We start from the raw sequence: 17,088 nt of genomic DNA on the forward strand, positions 1-17,088 counted from the left end.
CGGGCAAAAGAAAAACTGGCACCGCAAAAATTTGCAGTGCCAGCTTTTACTGATTTTTCAGGATACATTTTCGAGCTTTATAATGAAGGCCCGCGTAGTGTCGGTTCCGTTGATTATGCCGGTGTAAGTGACCTTGATTCTGTCGCCGATCTTCAAACTGGACAGCTTTGTGGTGTCGATGCCGAGACGGCGCACGGTAATGTCTCCGTTCGAGGTTGTCAGCGTAACGCTCATCATGGCCCCGTCTTTCACGGTGCCGATGATGGAATGAGGCGTCTTATCAAAAGCTTTGTCCTTGGCAATCGGAACCGGCGAAGTGTCGTTCGGCGCCCAAGTGTAAATGTCTTTGGTCCCCTGGTCTACTAGGATTCTGGGGCCGACGATATAATCCTCGTCCCAAATATCGAAAGTGCTGTACGTCTTGCCTTGCAATACTTTGGCCGGCGAAGCCTTCAGGGCATATCGGTTCCAGTCTAGATCAACGGCTGCCTTAATGCGGTCGACATCGCTCTGCTCTTTGCTGATTCCCTCGCTCATAACCCCGGAATAGAGTATTTCGGCATCGTCAGAACTTGCAGTTTCGGTTTCCACCTCTGTGCTTTCCGATGGCTCAGCAGAGGAAGTAATATCTGCAGAAGCCGCCGGCTGAGAAACAGCAGCAGCAGTGCTTCTTTGAATGACGTTTGGGTGTGCGTATCGATATGCAAAAATACCTGCCGCAGTACAAAATACAACAATAATCGCGGCGGAAAGTAGCTTTCTCAATTAGCTTCCTCCTTTCGGGAAGGATATTACATACTATATCGCATAACGGTCAAAATGACAAGTGGTAGAATTATAGTAAAATTGCCAACGGGTAGATCATTGCATAGAGTACAGCTGTCAGGTATAATGAGGACGCATCGTTTTTTTATATTAGGAGATTTTGTATGAAACAAACACGTATTTTCCCAAAAATTACCGTGACGCCCAAAGCGGAACACAGCATCCTTGCCGGGCATCCGTGGATTTATTATACAGAAATCACCGCGGCGGAGCCGTATGAAAACGGCGCCCTTGTTGACGTAATCAACCAAAAGGGCAGTTACCTCGGAACGGGGTTTATCAGTGAGCACTCCAAAATCCGCGTAAGGCTCATTTCACGCAACGCGAACGATACTTTCGACGAGGCATTCTGGGAGCGCAGGCTGCGCTATGCTTGGGAGTACCGAAAAACCGTCATGGGCGAGGATATTTCCTGCTGCCGCGTGATTTTCGGGGAAGCCGATTCGTTCCCGGGCCTCACGGTGGACCTTTTCGAGAATATTCTTGTAACGCAGACGCTCTCGCTCGGCATGGAGAAAATGAAGCCGGTGCTGTTTCCGCTTCTTGCCCGCATCCTGACGGAGGACGGGAGGAAAATCGACGGCATCTATGAGCGCAACGATGTTGCCATCCGTGCGCTGGAGGGACTCGAGCAGAACAAGGGCTTTTTCCCGCTTGCCGGCGTACCGCTTCCGCAGACAACGAAAACGGAAATTACCGAGAACGGCGTGCGCTATATAGTAGACTATGAAAACGGCCAGAAAACTGGGTTTTTCCTAGACCAGAAATACAACCGCCGCGCCGCCGCGAAGATTTGCCGCGGCAAGCGCGTGCTTGACTGTTTTACCGACACGGGCTCCTTTGCGCTGAACGCTGCGCTCGGCGGTGCCGAGCACGTCCATGCCGTGGACATTTCCGCTGATGCCATCCACGCGGCGGAGGAGAATGCAAGGCTCAACGGCCTTGAGGACCGCGTGGACTTTGAAACCGCCAATGTATTTGACCTTCTGCCGCAGCTCGTAGAAAACGCGCGCGGGCAGTATGACGTTGTCATTCTTGACCCGCCGGCGTTTACGAAATCGCGCAAAACGGTGAACAGCGCCGAACGCGGATACAAAGAGATTAACTACCGCGCCATGAAGCTCCTGCCCCGCGGCGGATACCTCATAACCTGCTCCTGCTCGCACTTTATGACGGATGAGCTGTTCCGAAAAATGCTTCATTCCGCGGCGGCGGACGCGCAGGTGGCGCTCCGCCAGGTGGAGGCGCGCCAGCAGGCGCCGGACCACCCGATTCTGTGGAACGTGCCGGAAACAAATTACCTGAAATTCTATATTTTTCAGGTCGTTTGACCGTTTGGTTGTATTTTCGCTTTTACAGAAGTATAATCAGATGTAGGATGACGTTGAAAAGGAGTATCGTTTTGAAAAAAACCACAGCGGCACTTGCCATAACACTGTGCCTTGTGTTTATGGCCGGGTGCTCGAAAGACAAAACCGCAGCAAGTTCCGCCCTATCGTCCGACTCTTCCAATCCGTTGCCTTCCGCTTCTGCAATCCCGGCGTCTCCCGTTGTGGATTCGTCTTCAGCGATTTCTTCCGGCGCAGAATCTCCGGAGATTCCTTCCAACGAGGAACTTTCCGAAACAGTGAAGTCCGATACGCAAACTTCCGGCGCAAAGGCTGGCGAAGCGCAGGCAAAAAATCCTTCACCCGGCACCGCCAAAGCGACACCTCAGGAGGATGTTCCCAACGAACCCGAGAAAGCCGAGACTGTGACCGTCACCATACCCGAAGGATATACGCTGGCGCGTATTGCTTCCAAGCTGGAGGCAAAAGGCATCTGCAAGGAAGCGGATTTTATTAAAGCCGCGCAGACGCAGAGCTTTTCCTCCTACCCGCTTGTGGCCGCAATGCCCAAAAGCTCGCATCGCGCCTATAAGCTCGAAGGGTACCTCTACCCCGATACTTATGAGTTTTACAAGGATATGAATCCAAAACTTGTGATTCAGAAATTCCTTGCCAACGCAGAGAGGAAAATTAACGGAAAATACCGTTACTCCGGCATGACGATCGACCAGATTGTTACGCTTGCCTCCATCATTGAGAAGGAAGCGGACACCGTTTCGGATATGAAAATGGTTTCGGCCATCTTCCACAACCGGCTGAAAAAGGGAATTCAACTTCAGGCCGACGCCACCATCACCTACTGCACTTACTGCCTGCTGCCGCCCAATGGACCGTTCGCCGATGAATTTAAATACTATTATAATACATACCGCTGCAAAGCCCTGCCCGCGGGGCCAATCTGCAACCCGGGCGCAAATGCGCTGAACGCCGCTGCGAATCCAACAAAAACCGACTATCTTTACTTCATCACGAAAGACGGCAAGTACTATTACCAGAAAACACTGGATGAACACAAGGCAAAACTCAAAGAACTCGGCATGAAAGTTTATGAGTAGCCTGCGAGAAGGGGAGGGATCGAATTGCCTTTGAGCCAAAGCGCACAGGATTTCCTTCGGGAGACACTCCCGTTCTGGGGGAAGCTGACGCCCAGCCAGCAAAAAGCAGTGCTGGATGGCGCCGTGGAGCGCACCTTTCTCCCCGGCGAAATGCTTCACCGCGGCGAGATGGACTGCGCCGGGCTTTATGTGCTGAGAAGCGGCCAAGTGCGCGCGTACAGCGTTTCGGAAACAGGGCGCGAAATCACGCTGTTCCGCCTATTCGAACGGGACGTGTGCATTTTTTCCGCCTCCTGCATGATGAAGGATATCCGCTTCAGCATCTCGATGCAGGCGGCCGAAAAAACCGACACGATTTTGATTCCGACCCCAGTTTTCCGCCAGCTGAACCAGGAATCCGCCGAAGCCGCAAATTATACAAATAGTATTTTATCTTCAAGATTTTCCGACGTAATGTGGCTGCTGGAACAGATTCTTTTCATCAGCCTCGATAAACGGCTCGCGGAGTATTTATTAAAGCACTTTGCGGAAGAAGGCGGAACGCTGAAAACGACCCATGAAGAAATCGCGCGTGACCTCGGCACGGCGCGTGAGGTTGTTTCGCGTATGCTGAAATATTTCCAGACAGAGGGGACCGTAAAGCTGTCGCGCGGCGAAATCACGCTTGTAGACCGCAAAAAGCTCGAGGCGATTGCTTCTTCCAAATAGGATACATATTCGATATATCGGACATTTCTTTGGAGCGTCAATCGTTGAAAGAATTGTGGAGCTGTCCATGAAACATCAGATACATAAGAAAAAGCCCCAGAAAATTCTGGGGCTTCTTTTTGTTGTCTTTTGTTGTTATGTAACGATTCGCAGCGTGCTGCCGGTCATGCCGCGGTCCACGATGATGCGGCGGTCTATCTGTTCTTTCAGTTCGGCAACGTGCGAGATGATTCCCACAAGCCTGCCGCCGCCCGCGAGCTTTGCGAGGGTCGAAATCGCCTGCCTGCGCGATTCGTCGTCTAGCGTGCCGAAGCCCTCGTCTATGAACATGGTTTCGATGCACACGCCGCCCGAATTGGCCTGCACCACGTCGGAGAGGCCGAGCGCAAGCGCGAGCGAGGCTTTGAACGATTCGCCGCCCGAAAGCGACTTTACGTCCCGCAGGACGCCGTTGTAGTAATCCATCACTTCAATGTCGAGACCGGAGCGGGTACGCAGGTCTGCGGTTTCTTCCCGGCGGCGCAGCTCGTAGCGCCCGTTCGTCATCTCGGAAAGGCGAAGGTTGGCCTGTTCCAAGATTCGGTCAAAGTAGGACGCCTGAACAAACTGCTCAAAATTGAGCTTGTTCTGCCCGGGAATCATTCCGTTCGCGGTGCGGTCGAGGTCGAGGACAATCTCGTAGGTCTGCGTCAGTTTTTCCCGCGCGGCAAGGGCTTCTTTCATCCGTTCGGCGCAGCGCTTGTTTCCGGCAAGCCTCAGCGAAATGTCGTGTAAAGCTTCGTCTGCCGCGGCTTCCGTTTCTTTCATCCGTTCCAATGCTTCGCTCAAAGCCGTGGTGTCCTCCGGCTTAAGCCCTTCGGTCTGTTTCTCCAGCTGGCTCACCGTCTGGCGCACGCGCAGACAGTCCTCGCGGTAAGAATCGAGCTGCCTGCGGAGAAGGTCCGTCTGTTCCTTCGGCAGTAAAGCGGAGGTAAAATCATTTTCCGAAGCGAAACCGGCTTTTTCAAGGCTGCGGAGGTAGGTTTCCCGCGCTTTCGCTTCGCGCGCGGTCTGCTCTGCCAGCTCCGCTTTGCTTCTCTCCGAAACGGCAATCTGCGCGGCAATTTCCTTTTCGCAATTCTGACAGGCTTCTTCGGCTTTCCGCAGGGCATCCTGCAGAGAAAGCAGTTCCGCCTTCCGCTGCGCAAGCACATTCTGAGCTTTATCCGCAGAGGCAAACTCAAGCGTACTGCGTAGGGTCGCTTCTTCCGACTGCTTCGCCCGCACTTTTGCGCTGAGCTCGTTTCGCCGTGCTTCCGCTTCCTGTAACGCGGCTGTGGTTTGTTCCAAAGCCGCCTCGTTGGCTTTTTTCTGCGTTTCAAAGGTTTCTTTGCGGCGGCACTGCGCTTCCAGCTCCAAACGGCGCTTTTCGAGTTTGGCGCAATTCTCGTGTGCCATCCTTCCCGATTGCTCCGCGAGCAGTTTCAGCTTCTGGATAGTGTCGCAACCGTCCAGATTGCCGAGTGCTGCTTCCGCCGCGGCGCGGAGGTTTGCAGAATCCGCTTCATATTTCGCCTTTACCTCTTGAACGCGCAGGCCCACCTGTTTCAGCGCTTCGCGGAGGCGTTCGCTTTCGGCTTTCAGTCGGCGCACTTCCGCCTCGTCGGGTGCACCCTTCGTCAAGGAAGCGGGGTGAGGGTGCACGGTGGAGCCGCACACGGGGCAGGGCATACCGTCGGTGAGCTTTGCAGCCATCAGCCCGGCCTGCTCGCGAAGAAGCACGGCGTCGGCTTCTTCGGCGGCGCGGCTCGCCTCTAAAAACTGCGATTCGGCTTTGTCGTATTCTTCCTTCAGCTTTTTCCATTCCGCATGGTCGGCGAGAATCTCTTTGGCCCTCTTTGCAATTGCTTCAATTGCTTCCACCTTTTGCGCGGCGGCTTTTTCCTCCGCACGGCAAGAGGCAAGCTCCGTTTCTGCGTTCCGAAGGGATTCAAGCTCCTGTGTGAGGCGCTCCAAAGACGTTTTCAGCGTGGTATTCCGTTCAACAAAGCTGCGGCATTGCGCGTCTACCTTTGCAAACTCCGCCTGCAAACTAGCGATTTGCCGCTCGGCTTCCTGTGCTTTTTCATACTGCGGAAGGGCGGCGTTCAGCGCAGCAATACCTGCCTCCAGCTCTTTGCGCTTAGACTCTTTGTCTTGCTCGGCTTTCAGCGCTTCCCGCAGCGCAGCCTGCTCTTTACCGAGCGCCGCGGCTTTCTCCTCCGCCTCTTGAATCGTACGGAGCGCACGATGGGTACCCTCCTGCTCACGCAGAAACGCCTGCTGTGCGGGAAGGACAAGATTTCCCGCACTCTCCGCGCGCTTGAGGCGTTTTTCGTCATTCTCCGCCTGCGCCTTCTGCTTTTCCAGTTCAGCAAGGCGGGCGCGCGCCTGCGCCAAATCGGAAAACAGGCGTGCACGCTGATTGGCTTCCGCAAGCATTGCGGTGAGCTTTGCGGCGTTCTCGTTTGCAGTCTTTTTGCGTTTGAGCGCATCAGCGGCAAGCTTTTCGTCGGCGGCGACCGACAAATCCAGCTTTTTCAGAAGTTCGCCCGCAAGGTTTACGTTTTCGGCATCATGAAACGCAGCAAGGTCGTCCTGCGTCAAATTTGTTCCGTCGGGGACAATCGACGCGGCGTCCTGAAAAATAGAACGGGCGTTTTCCTGCATCTGTGCGGCAACGCTCGCGGCTTCCGCTTTGAGGTTGTCTTGTATGCGACGGTAAAGGCCGGTGTCAAACACGCGGCGGAATATCTTGGCTCGGTCGTCACTCTTTGCGAGCAGAAGTTCGAGAAATTCTCCCTGGGCAATCATCGAAGTCTGGCGGAACTGCGAACAGTCAATGCCCATCAGTGTTTCGATTTCTTTCGTCACGGCGGTTACGCCGGTAACAACCCTGCCGTCAGGGAATGTCAGCTCTGCGTCGGCGTTTTCCGTCGTGAGGCCTCCGCCTCGCTTCGGCCGCTGGTACCTCGGGTTGCGGCGGACCTTGTAAAGCGCACCCTTGTGCAGGAAAGTCAGCTCCACATAAGTCTTTTCCGTGGGGGCGGCAAAGTTGCTCCGCAGGGATTCCGGCGTGCGGATCGGCCCGCTTGCTTCGCCGTAGAGTGCAAAGGTTACGGCGTCAAAGATGGTTGTTTTGCCTGCGCCCGTACTGCCACAGATGAGGAACAATCCCTCTGTGCCGAACTTTTCAAACGGAACCTCCACACGCCCGGCGTAGGGGCCGAAGGCGTTCATCACAAGAAGTACCGGTTTCATGCTTCCACCTCCCCGCGCGCCGCTTCCACGGCTTTGTCAAGAACCGGACGTTCGTTTTCCGGCAGTTCACGGCCGTTCTGGTTTTGGTAAAACTCCGCAAACAAATCCTGCGGGGTACGGATTGTAACATTTCCGGAGGCCGCCGTGCGGGAAGGGCCGACCTGCCCGCTTCTGGGTCCTTCAAACGAAATGCACATCAGGTTCGGGTAGACAGCGCGCAGACGCTCCGCCGCTTCGGCAACGGCATGGTCGTCTGTCAGCACGGCCCGTATGTAATCATTCTTTCGGCCGGGCAGAATGTTTTCCTCTTTCGTCAGTTCCGCAATCGGCCCGCGGATTTCACGCATCTCCCGCAGAGGAACAAGCGGAACGGTAGAAATCTCAACACAGCCTTTTTCCTTCAGTTCGACGAAGGTGACAGATTTCTTCTGCCGCATCTCGGAGAACGAATATTTCAGCGGCGAACCCGCATAGCGGACTTCGGGTCGCCCAATGCGCTGCGGGCCGTGTAGGTGACCGAGCGCAACATAATCGAACGAATCGAATACCGAGGCGTCGACTTGGTCGGCACCGCCGACGGAAAGTGTTTCCGATTCGCAGGTCTCCGGCTGTGAGCCGAATGCCGTGATGAACTGGTGCGCCACAAGCACGTTGCGCTCGCTCGGGTCAATTCCCGCGGCAGCAATGGCGTGGCGAACTGCCTCTTCGTAGGAGCTTATCTGCTCTTCGGGGAAGAACGGCGAAACGATTGCCGGCTTCAAAAACGGAAGAAGCCAGATGTTCACAGGGCCGTAAGCGTCCAAAAGCACAGACTTCTGCGGCCTGCCGCGGAAGCTGCCCGCAATGGTAACGCCGTGCTTCTGCATAATGCGCGTACCGAAATCAAGCCGCTCGGGGGAATCGTGGTTGCCGCTGACGGCAAACACCGGCAGGCTCCGCTCGGCAAGCCGGGTCAGAAATTCATCGAGAAGCTCCACCGCTTCCCCCGGCGGAACGCAGCGGTCATACAGATCCCCGGCTAGAAGGACGGCGTCCGGCTTCTGCTCCGCCGCAATGTCGAGAATCTCTCTCAAAATATATTCCTGATCTTCCAGCATGCTGAACTCGTTGACGCGCTTGCCGATGTGAAGATCGGAAAGATGCATGAATTTCATTCTTCAACGTCCTTCCCGAAGAATTTCTCGTTTCATCGATTATGGCTCCCGGGAGTTTCCAAAAACACTCCCGCCAAGCATGGCCCATTTTTTCCTCGCCGCTAAATGGCGGGGCGTGCATGCAAACTCAGTTTGCCGGGGCGTGCGTGCAGGCTCAGCCTGCCTCGGGAGTTTCCCAATACTCTCCCGCCAAACTTAGCCCATTTTTCCCTTGCCGCTAAACGGCGGGGCGTGAAAACAGACTCAGTCTGCTGCGAGGATTTCGATCCAGTAGCCGTCGGGGTCGTTGATGAAATAGAGGTCCATGTCGTGGTTCTCGTAGCAGATGCACCCCATGCGCTTATGAAGCTCGTACGCCGCCTTCTTGTCCGGCACGCGGAACGCAATGTGAAATTCGTTGTCGCCGAGATTATAAGGCTCCTTGCGGTCGCGCAGCCAAGTCAGCTCAAGATTATAGTCCGTCTGCCCGTCGCCGAGAAAGACAATGATAAACGAGCCGTCCGGCGCTTCAATGCGGCGCACTTCTTTAAGGCCGAGCGCCTCATGGTAGAATTTGATGCTCTTTTCGATGTCGAGTACGTTGAAATTTGTGTGAAGAAAACGTGATTGCATAGAAATCCTCCCTTTTCATGCGAAAAAAAATCCCGCTCTCTGCTTGCATCGGTAGTGACTCCATTATACCATGCGTGCAGAGAACGGGAACAATTTGCGAAAAGATATTTTATTCAGGCCGTTTCCAGCCTATGATGTCCTTGATGACCTCGCCGGCGATAATCATTCCGGCAACGGACGGAACGAACGGAACGCTTCCGGGAGTCGCCCGGCGCGCGAATGCTTGCGCTTCCTTCGGCTGACCGGAGGTCTCCTCTTGCCGCGGCCGAAGCGGCGGTTCTTTGGAATAAACAACCTTTAGGTGTTCAACGCCGCGTGCGCGCAGTTCCCGGCGCATCACCCGCGCAAGCGGGCAGACGCTGGTTTCGGAAATATCGGCAACCTCAAATTTCGTTGGATCCATTTTGTTGCCGGCACCCATACTGCTGATAATCGGCACTCCGGCTTTGGATGCGCGAACCGCAAGCTCCAGCTTTGCCGTCACCATGTCAACCGCGTCGACAATGTAATCGTAGCGCGAGAGATCAAACTCATCGGCGTTTTCCGGGGTGTAAAAGCAAAGATGCTTCTCCACCTTGCAGTTCGGGTTGATGTCGTGAATCCGCGCCTCCACGGCGTCAGCCTTCTGCATTCCGAGAGTCGAGTGCAGGGCGATAAGCTGGCGGTTGATGTTGGAAGGAGCGATTTTGTCATTGTCGCAGATGGAGAGCGTACCCACGCCCGCACGGGCGAGCGCTTCCACGACAAACGAACCTACGCCGCCGAGGCCGAATACGGCCACAGCGGCGTTCTGAAGTTTATGGATTCCTTCACAGCCGATGAGAAGCTGTGTGCGTGAAAATTCCAGTGGGATGTTTTGCATGCTGTTTCGTCACACGAGATAATCCGGGGTGGAAAGGTAGCGCATGCCGGTATCCGGCAGAAGCACAACGATGAGTTTCCCGGCGTTCTCAGGCCTTTCTGCAAGTATTTTTGCCGCATGCACCGCTGCGCCGGAGGAAATACCGACCATCAGGCCCTCTGTGCGGGCAAGCTCTCTGCCTTCCGCGTAAGCGTCGTCGTTCTCAATCGGGATAATTTCATCGAGAAGCGAGGTGTCGAGCGTGTCGGGAACAAATCCTGCGCCGATGCCCTGCAGCTTGTGTGGACCCGGCTTGCCGCCGGAAAGCACTGGCGAAGAAGCAGGCTCCACGGCCACTATTTTAACATCCGGCTTCTTTTCTTTCAAGTACTGCGCAACACCGGTGATGGTTCCGCCTGTGCCGACGCCCGCGACAAAGATGTCGACTTTGCCCTCGGTGTCTTCCCAAATCTCCGGTCCGGTGGTCTCCCTGTGGGCTTTCGGGTTCGCCGGGTTGACGAACTGGCCCGGAATGAACGAGTTCGGCGTCTCCTTCGCGAGTTCTTCCGCCTTCTCAATTGCGCCCTTCATGCCCTTGGCGCCCTCGGTCAGAACAACTTCCGCACCGTAGGCTTTTAGCAGATTGCGGCGTTCAATGCTCATGGTCTCCGGCATGGTCAGAATCATGCGGTAGCCCTTCGCAGCCGCCACCGCGGCAAGGCCGATGCCCGTGTTGCCGCTCGTCGGCTCAATGATAACGGCGCCCGGTTTCAAAATCCCGCGCTGCTCGGCGTCTTCAATCATGTACTTGCTGATGCGGTCCTTTACGCTTCCCGCCGGGTTGAAATATTCGAGCTTTGCTGCAATGGTCGCCTTTAAGTCATGGTTCTTTTCGTAGTTCGTCAGCTCCATCAGCGGCGTTTTGCCAATCAGGTCCAGTATGCTTTTTGCAATTGCCATAAGTAACCCTCCGTTAATATTATTAAACATACAATACTTATATATTTTATCTGGTTCTATTATATGTCTCGGAAATGCTTTTGTCAACAACAAATTTTTAATTTCATATATGTTTAGTAGGATTATTATTTTCTTGACTTGCCATTTTATTTTCATTAAGATTAAACTGATAGGTTAACGATGAAAGAAGGATGTATATGCGGATCTCGTCAAAGGGCCGTTATGGCCTTGCCGCTTCCATCGTGCTGGCGCAGAACTACGCAAGCGGGGCCTACCTCACGGTAGTGAACCTCTCGGAGCGGCTCGGGATTTCCAAGATATATTTGGAGCAGGTTTTCTCGCTGTTGAAAAAAGCGGAAATCGTTCACTCCGTCAAAGGTGCGCAGGGAGGATATCGGCTTGCGCGCCCCCCGCAGGATATCAGCGTAAAGGAAGTGCTCACGGCGCTCGAGCAGTCGCTGTTTGAAAAGACGGAGAAATCGGTGGAGACGAAAGCGCCGGAAATTGAAAACGCCATGCAGGACGCGGTCTTTTCGGAAATTGACAAAGTGGTTCTGCAGACGCTTTCCGGCATCTCGCTTTACTCGCTGATGTCAAAGGCCGAGGAATACCACGAAAACGACGGCTATATGTTCTATATCTAAAAGAATTGTGAAACCGGGAGGGAACCGCGGATGAAAGCCGAAATCACGTATCTTTATCACAGTGCGTTCGCGGTGAAAACGCCTTCGCATTTTCTTGTATTCGATTATTATTACGACAGGCCGAACGGCGGCCATCTTGCACAGGGAGTCATCAACCCGGAGGAAATCAAGGACGAAAACGTTGTGGTTTTCGCATCGCACCGCCATCCCGACCATTACAGCCCGCGCATTCTGAGCTGGCGCAGTCAAATCCCGAACATCCGCTATGTTTTGTCTGAAGGAATCCGTACGCACGGGGTTGGTCTGACAGCGGCCCCGGGGCGGAACTACGACCTCGGCGATGTCAGAATCCGCACGCTGAAATCGACGGATGAAGGTGTTGCGTTTCTCGTGGAGGTTGACGGCATGAAGATTTACCACGCCGGAGACCTGAACTGGTGGAAATGGGACGGTGATTCCACGGAGGAGGCAGTCTACATGGAGCGGGCGTTCAAAGCGCAGGTAGACCTTCTTCGGGGCGAAACCGTTGACGTGGCATTCCTTCCGTGCGACCCGCGGCAGGGCAAAGACGCCGTTCTCGGATTCGACTATTTTATGAAAACAGTTAGTCCGCGTCATGCCGTGCCCATGCACTCCTTCGGCAACACCGACTTCTTTGAAATACTGGATACCGACCCCCGCACCGAGCCGTACCGCAAAAAGATTCTGCAGTACCGTTCCCGCGGGGAAACGATGCTTGTAACAGATTAAATATTATGTTTACAATGAAAAACCTCCTGTTGCAGAATGGAAACTGCAACAGGAGGTAATTTTTATAATGCTTTGACGAGAGTCAAGACTGTCATTTAATAATCCGCAAGGACAACGGAGCCTGTTTTTCTCGTGGCGTTCATGTCAATTATCCGCTGGTTGCGGCTTCCGCGGAAACGGAGGGAAAGATCTTTTTCCGCGAGCACAAACGGCCCGTCGATGAGCAGGTCGGTCTGCGCCAAGAGGTCATCTACGTCCGGGTCATGCTTTGCGAGCAGCTGCTCGTAGAGGTAACCTGTAAACGTAACAACATCGAGGCCGCGGCTGTGCGCCATGCGCGCCAGCTCCGCAAGCGGGGCAGGCTGGCAGAACGGTTCGCCGCCGCTTAAAGTAATACCCTTAAGGAGCGGGTTTTGGCAGATTTCCTCAAACAGCTTGCGGATATCCACAACCTTGCCGCCGTCAAACGGGTGCGTCTGCGGATTGTGGCACCCGGGGCAGTTGTGCGGACACCCTTGGGTAAAAACGGTGTACCGGAAACCGGGTCCGTCGACAATAGACTCCGGTTCCACACCGCTGATGCGCAGTTTATACTCCATGCTTCACCCGGTCTCTCTCCTCGGCCCTTTTCGCGTCATTCCAGCGGTCCATGGTACCCACGAGGTAGCCGGTAATACGGCGGATGCGCTCAAACTTCGGTCCTTCTTCCTCATGGCGGTGGCACTTCGGGCACTCGTTGTCGATGATGCCGTTGTAGCCGCACACCGGGTCGCGGTCGACCGGATGGTTGACGGCGCCGTAGCCGATGCCGTTCTCCTTCATGCAGCGCACCACAGCCTCAAATGCTTCAAGGTTCTTCGTGGTGTCGCCGTCGAGTTCCACATAGGTGATATGTCCGGCATTCGTTAAAGCGTGATAAGGCGCTTCAATCTGAATCTTGCGGAATGCCGAAATGGGGTAATAAACCGGCACATGGAACGAGTTGGTGTAATACTCGCGGTCGGTAATGCCCGGAATCTTGCCGTACTTCTTCTGGTCGATGCGTACGAAGCGGCCGGAAAGCCCCTCAGCCGGCGTTGCCAGCAGCGTGAAATTCAGGCCTGTTTTCTCCGACTGTTCGTCACAGCGTTTCCGCATGTGAGTGACTATTTCAAGCCCGAGTTTCTGGCTTTCTTCGCTTTCACCGTGGTGTTTGCCTGTAAGGGCCACAAGCGTCTCCGCAAGGCCGATAAAGCCAACGCTTAAGGTACCGTGCTTCAGCACCTCCGCCACGCTGTCGGTCCATGCCAGCTTCTCGCTGTCAATCCACACCCCCTGTCCCATCAGGAACGGGTAGTTGTAGACCTTCTTGGAGCACTGAATCTTGAAGCGGTGAAGCAGCTGACGGAACACGAGATCAATGCGTTCGTCGAGCATTTGATAGAACTTTTTAATGTCCCCGTGTGCTTCAATGCCGAGGCGAGGCAGATTGATGGAAGTAAAGCTCAGATTTCCGCGTCCGCAGGTAACCTGGCGGTTCTTGTCATAAACATTGCCGATTACGCGGGTGCGGCAGCCCATGTATGCCACCTCGGAGTTATAATCGCCCGGGCGGTAATACTGCAGGTTAAACGGCGCGTCCAGGAAGCTGAAGTTCGGGAACAGACGCTTTGCGCTGACGCGAATGGCGAGCTTGAACAGGTCATAGTTCGGGTCGCCGGGGTTGTAGTTGATGCCCTCTTTGACCTTGAAAATCTGGACTGGGAAAATCGGCGTTTCGCCGCAGCCGAGTCCCGCCTCCGTTGCAAGAAGCAAGTTGCGGATTGCCATGCGTCCCTCGGGGGTGGTGTCGGTTCCGTAGTTCAGCGAGCTGAACGGAACCTGCGCGCCTGCGCGGGAATTCATGGTGTTGAGGTTGTGGACAAGCGCCTCCATCGCCTGGTAAGTCTTGCGGTCGGTGATTGCCGTTGCGCTGCGCACGGCAAATGCGTGTGCTTTTTCGGTTTCTTCGGCTGTAATCTCTTCCAAGCCGCAGGTGCGCTGATGCTCCGGAAGAAATTCTTTGAGCTTCTTGCCGTAGTCATCGGTGGTTGCCAGCGTAATATCCGAACCGACCTTTTCCTTCACAGCATCCACGAGCGCGTTTGCGTCTTCTATGCTCATGTTGCGCGAAACCTGGAAGAACTTTGAAAGCTCATCGAAATAGCTGCGGCAGAACGTCTTTGCGACGCCCGGCGCCATGCAGTAATCGAAGTTCGGGATGCTCTGGCCGCCGTGCATTTCGTTCTGGTTCGCCTGAATGGCAATGCAGGCGAGGGCGGCGTAAGAAATGATGTCCTGCGGCTCGCGGAGCGTGCCATGGCCGGTACAGAAACCGTTGTGGAACAGTTTCAGCAGATCAATCTGGCAGCAGGTCTCGGTGAGCATATAGAAATCTTCGTCGTGAATATGAATGTCGCCGTTCAAGTGCGCCGCGGCAATATCCTTGGGAAGAATGTAGTTGTTGATGAAGTATTTGGAACCTTCGGAACCGTATTTCAACATCGTGCCCATGGAAGTGTCGGCATCAATGTTGGCGTTTTCACGCTTGAGGTCAACGTCTTTGGAATCACGGAAGGTCAACTGATTGTAAATATCCATCAAGTCGCCCGCGGCCTGGCGAATCTTCGCGTGCTCTGCACGGTAAAGAATATACGCTTTGGCAGTCTTGGCAAAATCGTGCGAAATCAAGCGCTCCTCTACGGCGTCCTGCACCTGCTCAACGGTCGGCACGCCAATGCCTGCCACCGCATCTACGACTTCGCGTGTGAGACATGCGAGCTGTTCCTCGGTAATCGTCTCATCTTTTACAGCGTTGTTGGCGCGCCGGATGGCACTGCTGATTTTTTCCGGGTTAAACGGCACAACAACGCCGCTGCGCTTGCGAATCTTCTCCACTTTCGCAGTGATTTCTTTTGTTTTCACTGTCATTGTCTCCGAAGGCATCTTCGGCATACTTCCTTTCTCCTGTTTGGCAGCATCCTTTTGGGGACCGCGATAAAAAAGTGCGCACAAAAAGCAGCGCGGCTTGTTTGTCTTCGATGCTGTGTTTCTTTCGTTTCTGTTTGTTGCAGAAACGATTATACCGCGCTGCCCTCTTTGTGTCAATATTTTGTTTCCTTTTTTTATTTATCCTCTACATATTGTGTTTTACACAGTTCCAACAATACTGTCGATTTCGCTTAGCTCCTCGGCGGAAAAATCGAGCTTCGCAAGGCACTTCACATCTTCGTCGATCTGCTCGGGGCGGCTGGCGCCGATGAGCACGCTCGCCATGGTCTTCTCACGGAGAATCCAGCTCAGGGCGAACTGTGTCATGGTCTGGCCGCGCCGCTCGGCGATTTTTTCGAGACGGGAAACCTTCTCAATCATCTCGGGCTTAATCGAGTTTTTGTTCAGAAAGACAGATTTTCCGTCTGCGCGAGAACCTGCGGGTATGCCGTGGTTATATTTGCCGGTCAGCACGCCCTGTGCAAGCGGACTGTAAGCCGTCATGCCGAAGCCGCATTTTTCCGCTGTGGGGAACAGTTTTTCCGTGTGGCGGTCCAGCAGATTATACCGCGACTGGCAGATAAGGCAGTGCACGCCCATGGAGTCCAGAATCTGAGCGGCACGTTCCGCCTCTTCCGGGCTGTAATTGGAAATGCCTACATAGAGTGCCTTGCCGCTCTTCACCGCTGTTGCCAGGGCGCCCATGGTCTCTTCCAGCGGCGTTTCCGGGTCGGAGCGGTGATGGTAGAAAATATCCACATAGTCTAGGCCCATGCGCTGCAGGCTCCTGTCGAGGCTCGAAAGGAGGTATTTTCGGGAGCCCCAGTCTCCGTAAGGGCCGGGGTGCATGTAGAAGCCCGCCTTTGTGGTGATGACCATTTCGTCGCGGTAGGGGTGCATGTCTTCCTTCATCAGGCGGCCGAAGGTTTCCTCGGCGCTGCCGACGGGCGGTCCGTAGTTGTTTGCGAGGTCAAAAACTGTAATGCCTTTGTCAAAAGCACGGCGCACAATGGCGCGGCAGTTCTCGTAGCTGTCGTATCCGCCGAAGTTGTGCCAAAAGCCCAGCGAGACAGCACTCATTTTCAGTCCGCTTTTGCCCACCCTGCGGTACAGCATCGTGTCATATCTTGTTTCGTCGGCTACATAGGGGGTAATGTCATTTTTCCTTTCCATTTTTATCTCCTCCTTGCTTATTTTGCTTTCGGGACCCTTGCTCCCGCAAGCTGCTATCTGAAAAGACGTCAGCCACTCTGACGCTTTGAAAAAACACATCCGCAGTAATTCTGGCGGTAAAGGTTATATTGCCGGGAAAGCTCAATCGAGCGCTTATAACCCCCGCGCTTCTTGAAATCCGAATGAAGATACTTCACGCCGTACTTTTTTTCGAGTTCCGCGCCAATGGCGTTTAGGCGTTCCGCATCCTTGTACGGAGAAAGCGAAAGCGTTGTGGTAAACCACTCAAAGCCGTTTTCCTTTGCATACTTGGCGGCCTCCTCTAAGCGCATGCGGTAGCAGATGGTGCACCGCTTTCCGCGCTCGGGGTCGGCTTCGTGGCCTTTGACTAGCTCAAAGAAGCGCTGCGGGTCATAGTTTCCGGCGGCAAAGCGTACCGGATTCTGCGTCGGCAGTTCCGCAAGCAGCCGCTGTACCTCCTCCACGCGCTTCTCATACTCCTGCTGCGGAGAGATATTTGGGTTGTAGTAGTACAGCGTAATATTGAAAAAACGCGAAAGGTACTCCAGCACATAGCTGCTGCACGGCGCGCAGCACGCGTGAAGCAGAAGGGAAGGCGTGCGCCCGCCCAAACCCTCGATGGTTTCATCGAGCCACTTCTGGTAATTCACTTTTTGCATGAAGCACCTC

Annotated in this window: 15 protein-coding genes; 5 read left to right on the plus strand and 10 right to left on the minus strand. The window is 54.4% G+C overall.

What is annotated here, in order from left to right:
- Positions 1–57: 57 nt before the first annotated feature.
- Positions 58–765 (minus strand): hypothetical protein, encoded by a 708-nt coding sequence (locus tag NOG13_RS01190; RefSeq protein WP_283110496.1) that lies wholly within the window; start codon positions 763–765, stop codon positions 58–60.
- A gap of 164 nt (positions 766–929) precedes the next feature.
- Here NOG13_RS01190 and NOG13_RS01195 point away from each other — a divergent pair, with 164 nt between their 5' ends.
- The 3 genes from NOG13_RS01195 to NOG13_RS01205 all read left to right on the plus strand — a co-directional run bounded on the left by NOG13_RS01195 (position 930) and on the right by NOG13_RS01205 (position 3,976).
- Positions 930–2,156, plus strand: a complete 1,227-nt coding sequence (locus NOG13_RS01195; protein ID WP_283110497.1) for a class I SAM-dependent rRNA methyltransferase — start codon at positions 930–932, stop codon at positions 2,154–2,156.
- A gap of 71 nt (positions 2,157–2,227) precedes the next feature.
- Positions 2,228–3,268 (plus strand): endolytic transglycosylase MltG, encoded by a 1,041-nt coding sequence (mltG, locus tag NOG13_RS01200; RefSeq protein WP_283110498.1) that lies wholly within the window; start codon positions 2,228–2,230, stop codon positions 3,266–3,268.
- Between the two features lie 30 nt (positions 3,269–3,298).
- Positions 3,299–3,976, plus strand: a complete 678-nt coding sequence (locus tag NOG13_RS01205) for a Crp/Fnr family transcriptional regulator (RefSeq protein WP_283110499.1) — start codon at positions 3,299–3,301, stop codon at positions 3,974–3,976.
- A gap of 135 nt (positions 3,977–4,111) precedes the next feature.
- Here the strand turns inward: NOG13_RS01205 and NOG13_RS01210 are convergent, their stop codons facing one another.
- From NOG13_RS01210 to cysK, 5 genes are all read right to left on the minus strand, one after another.
- On the minus strand, positions 4,112–7,255 hold the full coding sequence (locus NOG13_RS01210) for an SbcC/MukB-like Walker B domain-containing protein (RefSeq protein WP_283110500.1): 3,144 nt from the start codon (positions 7,253–7,255) through the stop codon (positions 4,112–4,114).
- Positions 7,252–8,409 (minus strand): exonuclease SbcCD subunit D, encoded by a 1,158-nt coding sequence (locus NOG13_RS01215; RefSeq protein WP_283110501.1) that lies wholly within the window; start codon positions 8,407–8,409, stop codon positions 7,252–7,254. The genes NOG13_RS01210 and NOG13_RS01215 overlap by 4 nt, the downstream gene beginning before the upstream one ends.
- Positions 8,410–8,652: 243 nt before the next feature.
- Entirely contained in the window at positions 8,653–9,021 is a 369-nt protein-coding gene (locus tag NOG13_RS01220; RefSeq protein WP_283110502.1) for a VOC family protein, read from the minus strand.
- A 109-nt stretch (positions 9,022–9,130) separates the two neighbouring features.
- Positions 9,131–9,883 (minus strand): tRNA threonylcarbamoyladenosine dehydratase, encoded by a 753-nt coding sequence (locus NOG13_RS01225; protein WP_283110503.1) that lies wholly within the window; start codon positions 9,881–9,883, stop codon positions 9,131–9,133.
- Between the two features lie 9 nt (positions 9,884–9,892).
- Positions 9,893–10,822 (minus strand): cysteine synthase A, encoded by a 930-nt coding sequence (gene cysK, locus NOG13_RS01230; RefSeq protein ID WP_283110504.1) that lies wholly within the window; start codon positions 10,820–10,822, stop codon positions 9,893–9,895.
- Positions 10,823–11,019: 197 nt separating this feature from the next.
- Between cysK and NOG13_RS01235 the strand changes: the two genes are divergently transcribed.
- Positions 11,020–11,466: an RrF2 family transcriptional regulator gene (locus tag NOG13_RS01235; protein WP_283110505.1), complete on the plus strand. Its 447-nt coding sequence runs from the start codon at positions 11,020–11,022 to the stop codon at positions 11,464–11,466.
- 30 nt (positions 11,467–11,496) lie between these two features.
- Positions 11,497–12,216: an MBL fold metallo-hydrolase gene (locus tag NOG13_RS01240; protein WP_283110506.1), complete on the plus strand. Its 720-nt coding sequence runs from the start codon at positions 11,497–11,499 to the stop codon at positions 12,214–12,216.
- A 95-nt stretch (positions 12,217–12,311) separates the two neighbouring features.
- Here the strand turns inward: NOG13_RS01240 and nrdG are convergent, their stop codons facing one another.
- From nrdG to NOG13_RS01260, 4 genes are all read right to left on the minus strand, one after another.
- Entirely contained in the window at positions 12,312–12,815 is a 504-nt protein-coding gene (gene nrdG / locus NOG13_RS01245) for an anaerobic ribonucleoside-triphosphate reductase activating protein (RefSeq protein WP_283110507.1), read from the minus strand.
- Positions 12,805–15,180, minus strand: a complete 2,376-nt coding sequence (locus NOG13_RS01250; RefSeq protein ID WP_283111201.1) for an anaerobic ribonucleoside triphosphate reductase — start codon at positions 15,178–15,180, stop codon at positions 12,805–12,807. The genes nrdG and NOG13_RS01250 overlap by 11 nt, the downstream gene beginning before the upstream one ends.
- Positions 15,181–15,384: 204 nt before the next feature.
- Positions 15,385–16,398, minus strand: a complete 1,014-nt coding sequence (locus tag NOG13_RS01255; RefSeq protein ID WP_283110508.1) for an aldo/keto reductase — start codon at positions 16,396–16,398, stop codon at positions 15,385–15,387.
- A gap of 68 nt (positions 16,399–16,466) precedes the next feature.
- A complete protein-coding gene (locus NOG13_RS01260) occupies positions 16,467–17,078 on the minus strand; it encodes an epoxyqueuosine reductase QueH (RefSeq protein ID WP_283110509.1) in 612 nt (203 codons plus the stop codon).
- Positions 17,079–17,088 lie beyond the last annotated feature (10 nt).

Origin of the sequence: Thermocaproicibacter melissae, from assembly GCF_024498295.1 — a bacterium.
Lineage (GTDB): Bacteria > Bacillota > Clostridia > Oscillospirales > Acutalibacteraceae > Thermocaproicibacter > Thermocaproicibacter melissae.